The organism is Colwellia sp. MB3u-4 (assembly GCF_014077065.1).
Taxonomy (GTDB): domain Bacteria; phylum Pseudomonadota; class Gammaproteobacteria; order Enterobacterales; family Alteromonadaceae; genus Cognaticolwellia.
Window position 1 is genome coordinate 41,535 of the sequence record NZ_JACGVE010000090.1, and the last position, 16,902, is coordinate 58,436.

Annotated in this window: 13 protein-coding genes; 8 read left to right on the plus strand and 5 right to left on the minus strand. The window is 40.3% G+C overall.

Annotated features, from left to right (window positions below; all coding sequences use genetic code 11):
• The first annotated feature begins 170 nt into the window (after positions 1–170).
• The 3 genes from glyQ to H4J61_RS17645 all read left to right on the plus strand — a co-directional run bounded on the left by glyQ (position 171) and on the right by H4J61_RS17645 (position 5,260).
• The gene (gene glyQ / locus H4J61_RS17635) at positions 171–1,121 is read left to right on the plus strand and encodes a glycine--tRNA ligase subunit alpha (protein WP_182186647.1); all 951 of its coding nucleotides are present in this window, start codon (positions 171–173) and stop codon (positions 1,119–1,121) included.
• Complete coding sequence (glyS, locus tag H4J61_RS17640) at positions 1,121–3,187, plus strand: glycine--tRNA ligase subunit beta (protein ID WP_182186649.1); 2,067 nt, start codon at positions 1,121–1,123, stop codon at positions 3,185–3,187. The genes glyQ and glyS overlap by 1 nt, the downstream gene beginning before the upstream one ends.
• A gap of 636 nt (positions 3,188–3,823) precedes the next feature.
• A complete protein-coding gene (locus H4J61_RS17645; protein WP_182186651.1) occupies positions 3,824–5,260 on the plus strand; it encodes a M28 family peptidase in 1,437 nt (478 codons plus the stop codon).
• A 127-nt stretch (positions 5,261–5,387) separates the two neighbouring features.
• Here H4J61_RS17645 and tusA read toward each other — a convergent pair whose 3' ends face one another.
• Positions 5,388–5,636: a sulfurtransferase TusA gene (tusA, locus tag H4J61_RS17650; protein WP_182136202.1), complete on the minus strand. Its 249-nt coding sequence runs from the start codon at positions 5,634–5,636 to the stop codon at positions 5,388–5,390.
• A gap of 225 nt (positions 5,637–5,861) precedes the next feature.
• Between tusA and H4J61_RS17655 the strand changes: the two genes are divergently transcribed.
• The 4 genes from H4J61_RS17655 (at position 5,862) to H4J61_RS17670 (ending at position 11,285) form a co-directional block, all read left to right on the plus strand.
• Positions 5,862–7,781, plus strand: a complete 1,920-nt coding sequence (locus H4J61_RS17655) for a transglycosylase SLT domain-containing protein (RefSeq protein ID WP_182186654.1) — start codon at positions 5,862–5,864, stop codon at positions 7,779–7,781.
• Positions 7,782–7,853: 72 nt separating this feature from the next.
• On the plus strand, positions 7,854–9,173 hold the full coding sequence (gene pepQ / locus H4J61_RS17660; protein ID WP_182186656.1) for a Xaa-Pro dipeptidase: 1,320 nt from the start codon (positions 7,854–7,856) through the stop codon (positions 9,171–9,173).
• A gap of 12 nt (positions 9,174–9,185) precedes the next feature.
• Positions 9,186–9,809, plus strand: coding sequence for a YigZ family protein (locus H4J61_RS17665; RefSeq protein ID WP_310650075.1), 624 nt, complete (start codon positions 9,186–9,188; stop codon positions 9,807–9,809).
• Positions 9,810–9,818: 9 nt separating this feature from the next.
• A complete protein-coding gene (locus H4J61_RS17670) occupies positions 9,819–11,285 on the plus strand; it encodes a TrkH family potassium uptake protein (RefSeq protein WP_182186659.1) in 1,467 nt (488 codons plus the stop codon).
• Between the two features lie 48 nt (positions 11,286–11,333).
• On the opposite strand, the gene trkA is transcribed toward H4J61_RS17670, so the two are convergent.
• The 4 genes from trkA to def form a co-directional block, all read right to left on the minus strand.
• Positions 11,334–12,713, minus strand: a complete 1,380-nt coding sequence (gene trkA, locus H4J61_RS17675) for a Trk system potassium transporter TrkA (RefSeq protein WP_182136197.1) — start codon at positions 12,711–12,713, stop codon at positions 11,334–11,336.
• Positions 12,714–12,737: 24 nt separating this feature from the next.
• Entirely contained in the window at positions 12,738–14,054 is a 1,317-nt protein-coding gene (rsmB, locus tag H4J61_RS17680; RefSeq protein ID WP_182186662.1) for a 16S rRNA (cytosine(967)-C(5))-methyltransferase RsmB, read from the minus strand.
• A 2-nt stretch (positions 14,055–14,056) separates the two neighbouring features.
• Positions 14,057–15,070, minus strand: coding sequence for a methionyl-tRNA formyltransferase (gene fmt, locus H4J61_RS17685; RefSeq protein WP_259363444.1), 1,014 nt, complete (start codon positions 15,068–15,070; stop codon positions 14,057–14,059).
• 81 nt (positions 15,071–15,151) lie between these two features.
• Entirely contained in the window at positions 15,152–15,667 is a 516-nt protein-coding gene (gene def / locus H4J61_RS17690; RefSeq protein WP_182136195.1) for a peptide deformylase, read from the minus strand.
• A 116-nt stretch (positions 15,668–15,783) separates the two neighbouring features.
• On the opposite strand from def, the gene H4J61_RS17695 reads away from it, so the two are divergent.
• Positions 15,784–16,872, plus strand: a complete 1,089-nt coding sequence (locus H4J61_RS17695) for a LysM peptidoglycan-binding domain-containing protein (RefSeq protein ID WP_182186664.1) — start codon at positions 15,784–15,786, stop codon at positions 16,870–16,872.
• Positions 16,873–16,902: the final 30 nt, after the last annotated feature.

Consider the following 16,902-nt stretch of genomic DNA (forward strand, 5'->3'; position numbering starts at 1 on the left):
ATTTATCAGTTAATGACTGATAAATTTTATACCTTGTCTTTAGCCATTTTTCTTGATGAAAACTTAGATCACTTAATTAATTAAATTGCGATAAGCACACTAGGCTAATAAAGCGACAAACGGTATAATTAGCCTTATTTAATCCCATATAACTATAGATTCGGAATGTTATGAGTACGTTTAATATAAAGACCTTTCAAGGACTAATATTGCAGTTGCAAGATTATTGGTCACGCCAAGGCTGTGTAATAGTTCAGCCATTAGATTTAGAAGTTGGGGCCGGCACATTTCACCCAATGACATTTTTACGTTCTATTGGTCCTGAGCCAATGAGTAGTGCTTATGTGCAACCATGTCGACGTCCAACCGATGGTCGCTACGGTGAAAATCCAAATCGCCTACAACACTACTATCAATTTCAAGTCATGTTAAAGCCTTCTCCAGATAATATTCAAGAGCTTTACCTTGACTCGTTAAAAGAGATGGGTATTGATCCACTCGTGCACGATATTCGCTTTGTAGAAGACAACTGGGAATCACCCACCTTAGGCGCCTGGGGTTTAGGTTGGGAAATCTGGCTAAATGGTATGGAAGTTACGCAGTTCACTTACTTTCAACAAGTTGGCGGTATAGAGTGTGCACCTGTTACGGGTGAAATAACCTATGGCTTAGAACGCTTAGCCATGTATATTCAAAACGTAGACAGTATTTATGATCTGGTTTGGACTGATGGTCCTATGGGTAAAGTACTTTATGGCGATGTCTTTCATCAAAATGAAGTTGAACAATCCACTTATAACTTTGAATATGCTGACGTTGATGCCTTATTTAACACCTTTGATCAATGTGAAAAAGACAGTGAAAAACTGATCCAAGCAGGTTTAGCCTTACCGGCGTACGAACAAGTGATGAAAGCTTCTCATGCCTTTAACTTACTGGATGCTCGACACGCCATATCGGTAACAGAACGCCAACGGTACATATTGAGAGTGAGAGCTTTATCAAAAGCTTGTGCACAAGCTTATTACGCAAAACGTGAAGAGCTTGGTTTTCCGCTTTGTAAAAATAATGCAGCCAATGATAACTCAAGCAATAATAACTCAACTAAGGGACAGTCATAATGACAACAGAAACACTATTGATTGAACTCGGTACTGAAGAGTTGCCACCAAAGTCGTTGAGAACCTTAGCTACAACGTTCTTTGAGCAAATTAAATTACAATTAGATGAAGCAAAACTTTCTTATTCTGATATTTATTGGTATGCGACGCCAAGACGTTTAGCGGTAAAGGTTGACAACTTAGTCGCTAACCAAGCTGATAAAGCCATTGAAAAACGTGGTCCTGCTGTTAGCGTAGCCTTTGATGCTGAAGGTAAAGCAAGTAAAGCTGCCGAAGGTTGGGCGCGCTCAAATGGCATCACTGTTGCTCAAGCAGAGCGTTTGGTAACAGATAAAGGTGAATGGTTACTTTACAAAACCATTGAGCAAGGCAAACATGTTGAGCAGTTAATTCCTGACATGGTTAACCAAGCTATTGCAAAGTTACCTGTGCCTAAACCTATGCGTTGGGGCTCAGGTAGAACACAATTTATTCGTCCTGTGCATACGCTAACACTACTTTATGGCGCAAGTGTTATTGCCGGTGAATCGTTAAACATTCGCTCTAATAACTTAGTGACCGGTCACCGCTTTCATCATCACGGCTTAGTCGCGTTAGCACATGCCAATGACTATGAAAGCGCACTAAAAGCAGCGCATGTGGTGGTTGACTATCAAGCACGTAAAGACACTATTCAACAGCAAATTAATGCCGCGGCGATAGCCATTGGTGGTTTCGTTTTACCGGATGACGAGTTACTAGAAGAAGTGACTTCATTAGTTGAATGGCCAGTAGTATTAACAGGTAGCTTCGACAAAGAGTTTTTGAATGTACCTGCTGAACCCTTAATTTATTCGATGAAAGATCATCAAAAATACTTTCCTGTCACTGATAGTGAAGGTAACTTATTGAATAAATTCATCTTTGTATCAAATATTGATAGCAAAGATCCAAGTCAGGTTATTAAAGGTAATGAGAAGGTTATTCGACCCCGTTTAGCTGATGCTGAGTTTTTCTTTAAAACAGATAAAAAACAATCACTTGAGTCAAGACTACAAGGTTTAGAGTCGATGTTGTTTCAAAAGCAATTAGGCACAGTGAAAGCTAAGTCTGAACGTATTGCTAGTTTAAGTGCATTCGTTGCGGATAAAACTGGCGATGATACCGCTATAGCCTATCGCGCAGGTTTACTGAGCAAAACAGATTTAATGTCAGATATGGTGCTTGAATTTCCACAAGTTCAAGGCACCATGGGTAAGTATTATGCTCAGCATGATGGTGAACCGGCAGCTGTTGCACAGGCTTTAGAAGATCAATATCGACCTCGTTTCGCGGGTGATGTATTACCTGAACAAACCATAGGTTGCGCTGTTGCTATTGCTGATAAAGTCGATACCTTAGTCGGTATCTTTGGCATTAACCAAGCGCCTAAGGGGGATAAAGACCCGTTTGCTTTGCGCCGTGCGGCTATTGGTTTGATCCGTATCATCATTGAGAAAGATCTTAATTTAGATATTGCAGATTTATTAGCAAAAAGTGTTGAGCTTTATCAAGATAAATTAAGCAATCAAGACGTGACTCAACAAGTACTTGAATTTGTTTTTGGTCGCTACCGTGCTTATTATCAAGATCAAAATATTACGGTTGATGTCATACAAGCTGTGCTAGCTAACGCTCCGTCTTCACCATTGGACTTTGACAAGCGTATTCATGCGGTCACACATTTTAAAACCTTAGGTGAAGCGGCTACGTTAGCCGCCGCTAATAAGCGTGTGGGCAATATTTTAGTTAAATTTAAAGGTGAGCTTTTTAACACTTTTAAAGCTGATTTAGCGACAGAAGCTGCTGAAACAGAGTTGGCCTCAGCTTTTTCAGTGGTTAATACTAAAATAGCACCATTAATGGCGACAAAAGATTATCAAAGCGCATTAACCGAATTAGCGGCGTTAAAGCAGCCCATTGATAACTTTTTTGATCATGTCATGGTGATGGCTGATGATGAACAAGTTAAAACCAATCGCTTGACCTTACTAAACGAAATTCGTAATAGTTTTCTTGCGATAGCTGATATTTCTTTATTGCAGTAATATTTTGGTTGTAGCGTATTAAAAACTAAAAGGAATGCTAAGGCATTCCTTTTTTTTATCATTAAATCTTGCTTATACCGAGATTAATTTTGCCAAGAGGTATTTAGCTCGAACAATAAAAAATTCCGATTCTTCCTCAATGGTGATTCTGTTGATTAAGTCGATTCAGTTAACTCAACTGGAAAATGGTAACTACTTACGCCGTTCAGAAGCGTATTTTTTAATATAAAATAATATATCAACAAGCTGTTTTAAGAACAAAATAGACATTTTTCGAACTGTGTAAGTGTTTTTCTGCTCTTGAGTTTGCAAAGCGTCTAGCACAACACTTTCAGCGTTTGCTAAAGTAAAATCTAAACTTAAACCTAGTCTTATAAGCCTAGCTAATGTTAACCAGCAGAGTTAAGTGTGGCAAGCTTGACCGTATTTTAAGCTGTTATTTTAGCTTGATATAGTTTTGTGACCCGTCTAACTCTGAGCAATTGATCATTTAATTGTGAGTTCAATAGTGAGTTCGATAGTGAATTTAACCGTGCGTTGAATTGAATTATTAATAGGATGGATGAACCCGTTAAGCTTATTAAATGTGCTAATCTTTTACCAAAGTAATAATCACAATAATATTAGGTCGTCGTTATGTTTATACATTTTTCTCAAGTGAAGAGTATCTCGCTTACTGCATCGTTTAATGCTTTTTCTCGAAAAACTTTTGGGGTGTTATGTGCGTTTGCTACGGCTATACCTGTTTACGCTGCTACAGTGGTGCCGCCGAATGAGCAGTTGGTATTGCGTGAGATACAGCAAGAAGTAAGTGCAGAGAGATTGAAAAAAGATGTCACTACATTAGTTGGCTTTGGCACTAGGCATACCTTGTCAGAGACAAAATCAGATAGCCAAGGTATTGGCGCTGCACGTCGTTGGATTAAGTCAGAATTTGATGAAATTTCAGCACAATGTGGAGGCTGTTTAGAAGTTGTTTATCAAAAACAGACCTTTTCAGGAGAAAAGCGAATTCCTGAACCGACTGAAGTGATCAATGTTATCGCTATTCAGCGCGGCCAACTCGATCCCAATCGCTATATCGTGATGTCTGGTGATATAGACTCACGTGTGTCAGACCCGCTTGATTACACCAGTGCCTCTCCAGGAGCCAATGATAATGCTTCAGGTGTTGCCGGAGTTATCGAAGCCGCTAGAGTGCTGTCCCAACATAAATTTGCCGGTACTGTAGTTTATGCTGCATTATCAGGAGAAGAACAGGGATTGTTTGGTGGAAAAATAATGGCGGGTATTGCCAAGAAAGAAGCTTGGCGTGTGGAAGCGGTTATTAATAACGACATGATTGGTAATATTTCAGGTATCAATGGCATTATCAACAATACAACCGCAAGGGTTTTTTCCGAAGGCGTTCGCTATGTTGAAACACCGGCAGAAGCTAAAAAACGCAGATTTACCGGTGGTGAAGTAGATTCGCCTTCACGAAATGTAGCTCGCTATATTGATCAAATTGCTGACCAATACATACCTAACTTAGACGTTATGATGATATATAGATTGGACAGATTTGGTCGAGGCGGACATCATAGACCCTTTAATGCCGTTGGTTATCCTGCCGTACGTATTATGGAAACTAATGAGCACTACGATCGTCAGCATCAAGACCTTAGAAGCGAAAATGGTCGAGCGTTCGGTGATGTTATTTCGGGTGTAGATTTTGATTTTACTGCGAAATTAACCTCGTTAAACGCCGTTACTATGGCCGCTATGGCTTGGGCACCACCACCGCCAGCCAATACTGAAATTTCAGGGGCAGTTAAAGCCTCAACAAGTTTAAAGTGGCAGCGTCCAGCAGGGACTATGGCAAATAACTTAGCGGGTTACCGTGTTCATTGGCGATTGACCACAGAGCCAACATGGACAAATAGTCAGTATGTAGGTGATGTCACTGAATTTGAGTTAAAAAATATTGTAATCGATAACTATTTTTTTGGTGTTAGCAGTGTTGCAAAAGATGGTTTTGAAAGCCCAGTGGTCTTTCCGGGTCCTGCGGGTTCTTTCGGGGGTTATCAATAACAGTTTAAAAACTATGATATCAAGTTGATTTTATGGCTGAGTAACCAAGCGGTATAATTTTTTTGTTAAAAATAGCTCAAAAAAATTATCTGGCTTCAACTATTATGCACTGATCAGTAATTTAATGTCATAACCCTTTCTTAATAACGTATTGAAAAGGTATTTTTTTTACTTGTTGACTAATAAGTTGATGATCCATAAATCGACAAAAGCTTGGGATATCTCTTGCCGTTGACGGGTCATCAGCGCTCACGAGTAGGGTTTCACCTTCGGCCATTTTTCGTATTTTTAGCCGAAGCATCATTACCGGCTCGGGGCAGCGAAGCCCAATGGCATCTAATTGGTGGTCTGGAGCTGAAAAAGGGCAATCGGTCATGCTTTACCTTGCTAGGGAATAGGGTTTGGCGCTAATTTTAAAGCCTATTTACCATGACGCAACAATAAACTTACCTTGATTGTTTTTTTCAATGGATTTTTAAGTATCTAAAACTGACTTTAAGAGCCAATATTGATAATTAAGCTAATAATTGTCTGTAATAAGCTTGCTTTGTCACGATAGAGGTGAATAATTGATCCATGCTTATTTCTCCAAGGTCTTCTTATGCCGCTAGCTAGTTTCCGATTTTTTAAAACCGTCATCTTAAGTGCGCTATTAGTGAGTGCAGCAACTTTCGCTAATGATGAAAGCCAGCAGCGAAAAAATTTCTTGCAAGCCGAAAAGCAAACTTGGAATCACAACTCTGCTAGTTATCAAAATCTGTATAACCAACTACATTATTATCCGCTGCAACCTTATTTGGATCAGAAACGCTTAATGACCAACATGAAGTTGTCATCAGCGCCAGAGATAAGGGACTTTTTAGCAAAGTATAAAGGCACACCACTGGATTGGCCTTTAAGAAATAAATGGCTAACTTATTTAGCCAAACGTAAGCAGCGGGTACTTTTTCAAAACTTTTTCGAAGCCACTAGTGACGTTGAGCTAACCTGTCAGCATTATCGATTTCAGCTGCAATCTGGTGTGTCACCCACGAAAGTATTGCCAAAAGTAAGCTCGCTTTGGCTAGTAGGTAAGTCGCAGCCTAAAGTTTGTGACCCTTTGTTTAAGCAGTGGCAGCAAGCAGGGTATCGAACCAATGAGCTAATATGGCAACGTATCGTATTATCAGCGGATGGTGGTAAACATACTTTAATACCGTATTTAACTCGGTTATTACCAGAGAATGAGCAATATTTAGCTCAGCTTTGGCATCAAGTACGTCGCGACCCGTCATACACTACACACTTATCAAAATTTAAAAATAAAACCCAGAGAGAGGCGGAAATAGTCGCTTATGGTTTAAAGCGCCTAATATGGCGCGATCCAAAGCAAGCACTTGATACCTATCAATTAGCCCAGTTGTTGTTACCTTTTTCTGTGCAGCAACAGCAACAAATTACGTTAAAATTTGCCCTAGCGTTAGCCAGTAAAAATCATCTTGATGCGGCGACATGGTTAGCGAAAGTCGATGAAAACTTATTTACGAGTAACTTAACCCAGTGGTATATAACCGACGCGCTGCGTGATCAAAATTGGCGAAATATCAAAACTAAGCTGTTAAAATTACCTGAAATAGCACAAAACAGCCTGCAGTGGCAGTACTGGTATGGCAGAAGCTTGTTGGCCACTAATGAGTTAGTGGCAGGGAATTTACGCTTAAATAAGCTGGCGTTAAGCCGACATTATTATGGTTTTTTAGCCGCGAGTTATTTAAATAAACCGGCTAATTTTCAGAATATACCGCTCGTTGTTAGCGCAGATGAAAGAGCCTTAGTGACTAAAAGTCCTGAAGCAAAAAGAGCCATTGAGCTATTTGCCATTGGTCGGTTTTATCACGCCCGTAAGGAATGGAATTATTGGTTGTCTAAACTCAGTAAGCGCGACAAGTTAGTTGCCTCTAAAGTTGCCAATGAAATGCAATGGTATGACAGGGCGATATTTACCTTAGCTAAAGTGGGGTATCTTAACGATGTAGGTTTGCGTTTTCCACTGGGCTTTGAAAGTGAAATTAACCACTATGCGGGCCAGCAAAACATTAATCCAGCTTGGGCGTTTGCTATAACGCGTCGTGAAAGCTCATTTATGTCTGATGCTAATTCTCCAGCCGGCGCTAAAGGTTTAATGCAAATTATGCCGGGTACAGCAAAACAGCTGGCGCGCAAAAAAGTTTCTACTCAATATTTATTCAAAGCTAAAAATAATATTAAATTAGGCACAAAATATTTACGTGATTTACTCGACCGCCATGATGGCAATCAGGTACTGGCTACCGCGGCTTATAATGCCGGCCCTTATCGCGTAAGAAGCTGGTTAAAAAACGCTGAGTCATTACCTGCCGATGTTTGGATTGAAACCATTCCGTTCAAAGAAACCCGAGAATATGTTAAAAGTGTTTTAGCTTATCAGCAAATATATCAACACAAAGTAGGACAAGCGGCCTCTTTGTTTGACCAGATCATTGCAATGAATATAAACGAATAGCAGCACGCTTGCATTATAATATCGGGCTAAACAAGGTACAATTAACACCAAAGAAATTGAGAGAGTTGCCAGATGAATACACTAGCTAGCCAATACCCAGCTCATGTAGCTGAGTTACAAAAACGAACTAAAACCGTATTAGCAAGAGAAAATCTTGAAGGTTTAGTCATTCACTCTGGTCAAGAAATTAAAGCCTTCTTAGACGATAACAGCTATCCATTTCGCGTTAACCCACACTTTAAAGCCTGGTTACCTTTAGTTGATGTTGCTAACTGTTGGTTATTGGTTAACGGTACAGATAAACCTACACTGATTTATTACCAACCAGTTGATTTTTGGCATAAAGTCATCGGTTTAGCGGATGATTATTGGCATGAATTTTTTGATATAAAAATTTTAGCTAAAGCCAGTGATGTCGACAAGTTACTGCCTTATGATAAAAAATCTTTTGCTTATATTGGTGCTCATATTGAAGTGGCGAAAGCGTTAGGCTTTGAGCATATCAATCCCGAGCCATTGATTAACTATTTTCATTTTCACCGTGCTTATAAAACCTCTTACGAACAAACGTGTTTGCGCCGTTCAAATGAGATTGCGGTTAAGGGCCATAAAGCAGCCAAAGCCGCTTTTTTCGATGGTGCCTCAGAGTATGATATCCAACATGCTTTTCTTAAAGCCACACAACATGTTGAAAGTGAAACACCTTATGGCAATATTGTTGCGTTAAATGAAAATACCTCTATTTTGCATTACACCGCTTTAGATCGCGGTGTACCACAAGCCCATCGTTCTTTTTTACTGGATGCCGGCGCTAATTTTAATGGTTATGCCGCTGATATTACTCGCACTTACTCTTTTAAGCGCGATCGTTTTGCTGAGCTAATTGCGCGCATGGATATTTTAATGTTGAATGCGGTTGACGCTTTAAAACCAGGGCTGAGTTATGTTGATCTACATATTGCCACTTATCGCGAAATAGGTAAGGTATTACGAGAGTTTAACTTTATTAATGTTGATGTCGATACGGCGGTTGAAAGTGGTATTATTTCTACCTTTTTCCCCCATGGCTTAGGTCATCACTTAGGTTTACAAGTGCACGATGTTGGCGGTTTTATGGCTGACGAACGTGGAACTCACGTTAATACTCCAGAGCAACATGCTTTTTTACGAACGTCGCGCGTGATAGAAAGCAATCAAGTTTTTACCATTGAACCTGGCTTATATTTTATCAATTCTCTGCTAGCGGATTTAAAAAAATCTGCCCATGGTAAAATGGTTAATTGGTCAGAGGTTGATGCTATGCGGCCATTTGGTGGTATCAGAATAGAAGATAATGTCATTGTTCACCAGTCGCATAATGAAAATATGACACGAGATGCTGACTTAAACTAAGCGAAACTATTTGTGTCTACACCATATGAAATAGCGGCCAAAGCGATTATTGATGAAACCATAGTCACGCGCAGCCGCTTTATTTGTTACCTTAAACCTTGCACCAGTGCTGCTGATGCCAAAGCGTTTATTAAAAGCTTACAAGTATTACATCCACAAGCTAATCATCACTGTTATGCTTTTATTGCTGGTCGGCCTGAAAATAGCCAATTATATGGCTTTTCTGACGACGGGGAGCCGTCAGGCACTGCCGGTAAACCTATGCTTAATATGTTAATGGGCAGTAATCTTGGTGAGCTTTGTGCTGTTGTTGTACGATATTTTGGTGGTACTAAGCTTGGACCTGGTGGTTTACAACGCGCATATGGCGGCAGCGTTAAGCAAGCACTGGCGAATTTACCGACAAAATTGAAAATTCCTATGGTACGCAAAACACTAGCGTGTCAATATGCACAAGTAAATGATGTTTTGCATTTTGTTGAGCAAATGGGTGGCGAAATTATCCAGCAAGACTACCATGAGAATGTTGTTCTGATACTCGCATTACCTGATGAAAAACTTGAGCTTTTCCAACAGCAATTGCAAACCATGTCTGCGGGACAGTTAACACTTCAACCTATAACTAAAAAGCAATAATAAACTACCGTGCAATTTAAAAATATCATCCGAATATTAGGGTTATTAGTCGCCTTACTGAGCGTAACTATGCTGCCGCCTGCTTTTATTTCTCTGGTTTATCGAGATGGCGGTGGTGTTTCTTTCTTAATGTCATTTCTTTTTTGTTTAATCGCGGGGCTTTTATCTTGGTATCCTTATCGAGACGAAAAAAGCGATTTAAGGGCACGAGAAGGCTTTTTAATTGTGGTGTTGTTTTGGACCGTTTTGGCGAGTTTCTCAGCGGTGCCTTTATTATTATTAGATCAACCTAACCTTAGCGTTGCCGATGCATTTTTTGAGTCTTTTTCGGGTCTTACTACGACAGGCGCAACCATATTAACGAAGATTGACGGACTACCACACGCGGTGCTTTGGTATCGACAACAACTACAGTGGTTGGGTGGTATGGGGATCATTGTGTTAGCCGTGGCTATTTTACCTATGCTAGGCATAGGTGGTATGCAGTTATATCGCGCTGAAACTCCAGGGCCGGTGAAAGATTCAAAAATGACCCCGCGCATTGCCGATACGGCTAAGCATTTGTGGTTAATCTATGTCACCTTAACCCTTGCCTGTGCCATGAGTTATTGGGCAGCGGGGATGAATTTATTTGACGCTATTTGCCACTCTTTCTCTACTATTGCGATTGGTGGCTTCTCGACTCACGACTTAAGTATGGGCTATTTTAATAGTCCGCTAATCAATTTTATCTGTGTATTTTTCTTACTGGTTGCCGGGGTGAACTTTGCTTTGCATTTCGCGGTAGTGAACAGCCGATCATTACGTAGTTATTTTTATGATTCAGAATTTAAAGTATTTTTGGGTATTCAAGCCGTTTTGATCTTAGTGTGTTTTATTGTGCTAACGAGTTTTAATGTTTACCAGTCAGGTTTTGAAAACTTTGAACAAGCGATGTTTCATGCCGTTTCAATTAGTACGACGGCCGGATTTTCAACAACATCTTCCGGCGAAATCGCTTTTGCTAACTGGCCAACGCTGCTGCCCATTTTATTAATACTTGCTAGTTTTATTGGTGGTTGCGCGGGCAGTACCGGTGGTGGCATGAAAGTCATTCGGGTATTACTGCTTTATTTACAAGGCGTGCGAGAATTAAATAGATTAGTACATCCTAAAGCCGTTTTTACGATTAAGTTAGGTAAAAAAGCGCTACCAAATCGTGTGGTAGAAGCCATATGGGGTTTTTTCTCTGCTTATGCGGCTGTGTTTGTTGTTTGTATGTTGTTGTTATTAGCGGGCGGAATGGATGATATTTCAGCCTTTACTGCCGTGGCTGCCTGTTTGAATAATTTGGGCCCAGGTTTGGGACAGGTTGCGTCCAACTACGCAGAAATAAATGATTTTAGTAAATGGGTTTTGGTTGTTGCCATGCTGTTTGGCCGTTTAGAGATATTTACCTTGCTGGTACTAATGACACCAGCATTTTGGCGAACCTAATATATTTTTCTGATAGTACTTAACACATTATTGCTTAGAACAAGTCGCTTAGAAAAACGCTATGGCATCCAGTTGGAATAAAGCTTCAACATCACTGATATAGCGTTTGTTAACTAAAAATAACACCACATGGTCTTCTGCTTGAATTCGAGTATCTGAATGGGCAATTAAGACTTCTTCGCCACGCACGATTGCACCAATAGTTGTGCCGGGTGGTAACCTGATCTGTTGTATAGTTTTACCCACCACTTTAGATGATTTTTCATCACCCTTAGCGACAATTTCTATTGCTTCTGCTGCGCCACCACGCAAGCTATAAACATTATTAATATTACCACGGCGCACGTGGGTTAATAAGGCGGAAATAGTGGCGTGTTGCGGTGAAACGGCAATATCTATATCACTACCATGGACTAAATCAATGTAAGCACTGCGCTGGATTAATACCATAGCTTTGCGTACCCCTAAGCGTTTTGCTAATAACGATGACATAATGTTGGCTTCGTCATCGTTGGTGACAGCAATAAAAACGTCAAACTGATCAATGTGTTCTTCTAACAGTAACTCTTGATCAGAAGAATCACCGGTAAACACTAAGGTGTCGTTTAGCTCAGACGCTAAATAGGCTGCGCGTTTAGCCGAATGCTCGATTAATTTTACTTGGTGATTTTTCTCTAACAAGCGCGCTAACCCTGAGCCGATATTACCACCACCGGCGATCATGATTTTTTTATAAGGCGCTTCCAATTTTTGCAGTTCGTTCATCACCGCGCGAATATGAATTGAAGCGGCAATAAAGAATACTTCGTCATCAGCTTCAATAACGGTAGTGCCCAAAGGTCGAATAGGTTTACCATTACGATAAATAGCCGCCACCCGGGTATCAATATTCGGAATATGTTCGCGCAAAGTAGATAGGGCATGACCCACCAATAAGCCCCCATAATAAGCTTTAACGGCAACTAAACTGACCTTACCTTCAGCAAATTCTAATACTTGTAGTGCACCTGGGTAATCAATAAGTCGGGCAATATCTCGGGTCACCAATTGCTCTGGTGCAATAATATGATCTACTGGAATATTTTTATTTTGAAAGAGTTCTTTTTGATATTTGAGAATTTGACTAGAGCGAATTCGGGCAATTTTATTGGCGGTATTAAAGAGCGAATAACAAATTTGGCAAGCAATCATGTTGGTAGCATCGTCGTTGGTTACTGCAACAACGAGTTCAGCATCTTCTGCGCCAGCTTGTTTTAGCACATCAGGATGAGAGCCGTGACCCACAACAACGCGTAAATCCATTTTGTCTTGTAACTCACGCAAGGTTTCACTGTTGGTGTCTATTAGCGTAATTTCGTTTTTTTCGCCAACAAGATTTTCTGCTAATGTTCCACCAACTTGCCCAGCACCAATAATTATAATTTTCATTTAAGATTGCTTTTATTGTTGTTTTTACTGTGATTTTTTAATGAGTTTGGCGTAGTAAAAACCGTCCATCGAATTGTCGTTAGACAGTATCTGCCAACCAATATCATGTGCATTATTGGTTATCGCGATATGCTCCACATCTGAATTTTCAGCAACAAAACGTTGAACTTGCTGACTATTTTCTTCTGGTAATACACTGCATGTTGCATACAGCAAAGTACCACCGGGTTTTAATAAAGACCATACATTTTTTAATATATCTTGTTGTAAATCAGTTAATACCGCAATGTCTTGGCTTTTACGTAACCATTTAATATCAGGGTGTCTGCGGATGACACCAGTACCCGAACACGGAGCGTCAAGTAAAATGCGGTCAAATAGTTCTCCATTCCACCACTTGTCTGGTGTCGCGGCATCAGCGGTAATCACCTTTGCTTGTAGGTTCAGACGTTGTAGGTTTTCATGCACTCTCAGCAAGCGCGACTCTTCAATATCAATGGCGGTTAGCGCTTTTATTTTTGGACTATATTCAAGTATATGACAGGTTTTGCCACCTGGCGCGGCACAACAATCAAGTACATTGTCATCTGGCTGGCAATCAAGTAAAAGTGCAGCTTGTTGTGCGGCGCCGTCTTGAATTGATACCCAACCTAGCTGAAATCCAGGCAACTTATTGACATCGATGGCGTCAGTTAAACGTATCGCAGATGACTTTTCATCGACATAGGCATAATCAATGTTTTCAGCCACTAATAAAGCTAGATATTCATCAATACTATGGTGTAGGACATTAACTCGCAACCACATCGGCGGTCTTTGCATATTCGCTTTGAGAATATCTTGCCAACTATCAGGGTAACCACTTTGTAGTTTTTTAATAAACCAAGAGGGGTGGTTAAAGGCGATCGCTTCCGGTAGCTTGCTAGGTTCAGCGGCTAGGCTTTTATCTGCTAATTGTGTTTGCTGGCGTTGGAAATTTCTTAATACGCCATTAATCACACCTTTTAAATGGTCGCATTTTAAGGCTTTACAGGCGGAAACGGTTTCATTAAATGCGGCGTGATCTGGTATGCGGGTATACTTTATTTGATAAATCCCAACCAGTAATAAAAAGTGACCAACGCGTTGTTTACCGCTAAAGGGTTTTTTAATGAAGTCACGAACATCATGTTCAAGTTCAGGTAAATGTCTTAATACACCATAGCAAAGCTCTTGTAATAGCCCTTTATCTTTAATATCTATTTTTGCGATTTGTTGTGGTAGCTCGTCTGACAAACTACGGCCTTTATCAACAACGGCAAAGGTACAACGAGCAGCCAGTGCTCTAAGATTAGCGGCCATAATTAAGTTAACTCTTGTTGAGGCTGTATTAGCCGATTGATTGATTGGCCTTGGGTAAACCAATCTGCTTTGCCATTGAGTATGTCAGCCACAGCTAAGGCTTTTTTGCCTGGCAGTTGTAATATCTCAAGTCGTAAAGCATTGGCTGTTGTGGCGACCACAATACCTTGTTTATCGCAGCTTATAATAGTGCCAGGCAGGTGCTGATGCTCAAGTTCAATAACGCTAGCTTGCCAAACCCGAATACGGTGTTGTTGACTGTTGTCATCAAAGGTAAATTGCGCCACTGGCCATGGAATGTAGGCTCTGATTTTTCGATCAAGTATGCTTGCGGGTTGTTGCCAGTCTAACTCAGCATCTGCTTTATCAAGTTTGGCCGCATGAGTGGCTTGTAGATTATTTTGTGCTTGGCGTTGATGTTTGCCTAAAGCCATCAAGGCTAAGGTGTTTAATAATGCTTTTGGACCTAGTTCAGCTAACTTGTCGTATAAACTTGCGCTCGTGTCTTTTAGGGTAATGTCACACGTTGCGGTTAATATCATATCACCTGTGTCTAGGCCTTTATCCATTTGCATTATGGTCACGCCAGTTTGTGAGTCACCCGCTTCTAAAGCACGTTGAATCGGTGCAGCACCACGCCATTTAGGCAAAATAGAACCATGAACATTAATACAGCCTAATCTGGGTGTTTGTAAAATCACCGTCGGCAATAATAAACCATAAGCCACCACGACCATGACATCTGCTTGGTAATTTGCCAGCGTTAACTGTGTTTGTTCCGCTTTAAAGTTCACCGGCTGTTGAACTGGAATGTCGTGCGCTAGGGCTAATAGTTTAGTTGCACAAGCCGTAAGCTTTTTACCGCGGCCAGCCGGTTTATCGGGCGGGCAATAAACCGCAACAATGTTATGCTCTGAGTGAATTAGCGCCGCTAAATGTTGCGCGGCAAAGTCAGGGGTACCAGCAAAAATGATATTTAATGGTGTAGTTACGGCATTGGGCAAAGGAGTTTCCAAAATGCAATTGATACCAATTGAAATAAATAATCGCTCATTTACTTAATTTAATTGGTATGAGTTATAAAAGAGCGATGACACTTAAGCGTTGGCATTATCCAAACGCGCTTCTTTTTCTAATTTCTTTTTGAATCGCTGGCGCTTAAGTGGTGACAAATAGTCAACAAATAAGATGCCATTAAGATGATCCAGTTCATGCTGAATACAAATAGCTAATAGCTCTTCACCATCTAAAGTAAAGGCTTTGCCATTTTCATCAAGGGCGGTAACTGTGACATCAATACTACGGTCAACTTTGGCATAACAGCCAGGTACCGATAAACAACCTTCTTCATTAATAATGGTGTCATCACTTTTGCGAGTGATTTCAGGATTTATTAACACGTAAGGGTGTTCTTTATTTTCTGAAACATCAATAACGACAATTCGTTGGTGAATATCAACTTGAGTTGCCGCTAAACCAACACCATTTTCATCATACATGGTTTCAAACATGTTACTGATAATAGTACGAATTTCATCGTTAACTTCAGTTACAGGTTGCGCTTTTGTTCTTAATCTCTCATCAGGAAATCGTAATACAGGTAAAATAGCCATAATTTATCAAAAGAGTTCGCGAAATGTCGCATAGAGTGTTATGTTTCAATTTTAGCCATTAATTATAGTTAATCATAGTGGTTTAGGATAAAACCTCTAATAATAGGGAAATTAACATGCTAATAAGAGTTTTATCCTTACTATTTGGCATTGCTCTGTCAGTTTCTTTAATGGCCAATGAGCTAGCATTAAAGCCAGATGCTCCAAAATCTTATATCGTTAAGAAAGGCGATACCTTGTGGGATATATCAGGTATATTTCTCAATCAACCTTGGTTGTGGCCTAAGTTATGGCGTCTTAATCCTGATATTAATAACCCACATTTAATTTACCCCGGGGATGAGTTGCGGCTAGTATTTGATGCCCAAGGCCAACCCATGCTGGTTAAAGGCAAGCCTGAACTTAAATGGTCACCTAAAGTACGTAAACAATTAAAAGACCAAAAACCCGTTAGTACACTACCTTTGCATGTTATTGCGCCCTATATTCGCTACGATACCGTGAGAAGTTTAGCTGAGTTAGCCGGCTTACCTCATATTATTGGCAGTGAGGATGGCTATAAATCAAGTGTTGATGGCTTTAAGGTTTATGTTAATAGTGACCTCATTGTTGGTCAAAGTTATGGTATTTACCATAAAGCGGATGCCATTATTGATCCCGAAACACAGCAAAATTTGGGTTATAATATTCGACTTATTGGTACGGGCAAGGCACTACAAAGTGGCAATATGAGTCAGCAGCAGCCAAGCACTATTTTTGTTGAGGGTGCAAAACGCGAAATTCGTTCGGGTGCTTATGTTATGCCAGTCAATGACGAGCAAGATTACCCCGCTATTTTTACCATGCGAGCAGGTGCTAAAAGCACTGATGGTTTAATTATTAGCTCGGTGACCAAACTACGTGAATTTGCTAAATTTGACGTGATAATGATTAATAAAGGCAATAGCCAAGCCGTAAAAACTGGCGATGTGTTAACGGTTAGCCGAAAAAGCCCCGGCGTTATTGAAACAGACCATGGACCGCAATACAGTAAAGACACTTCTCATTGGAACAAAATAACCAATAACAGCTATTCGGATTACGATATGCCAACCGAAGTAATCGGCAAAGTGATGGTATTTAAAGTTTATGACAAGGTCAGTATGGCCTTGATTCTTAATGCTGAAAAGCCATTACGAATCCTTGATGGAGTTACGGCACCCTAGCTCTAAAATTGGGCCACGCTTAAGGAGAAG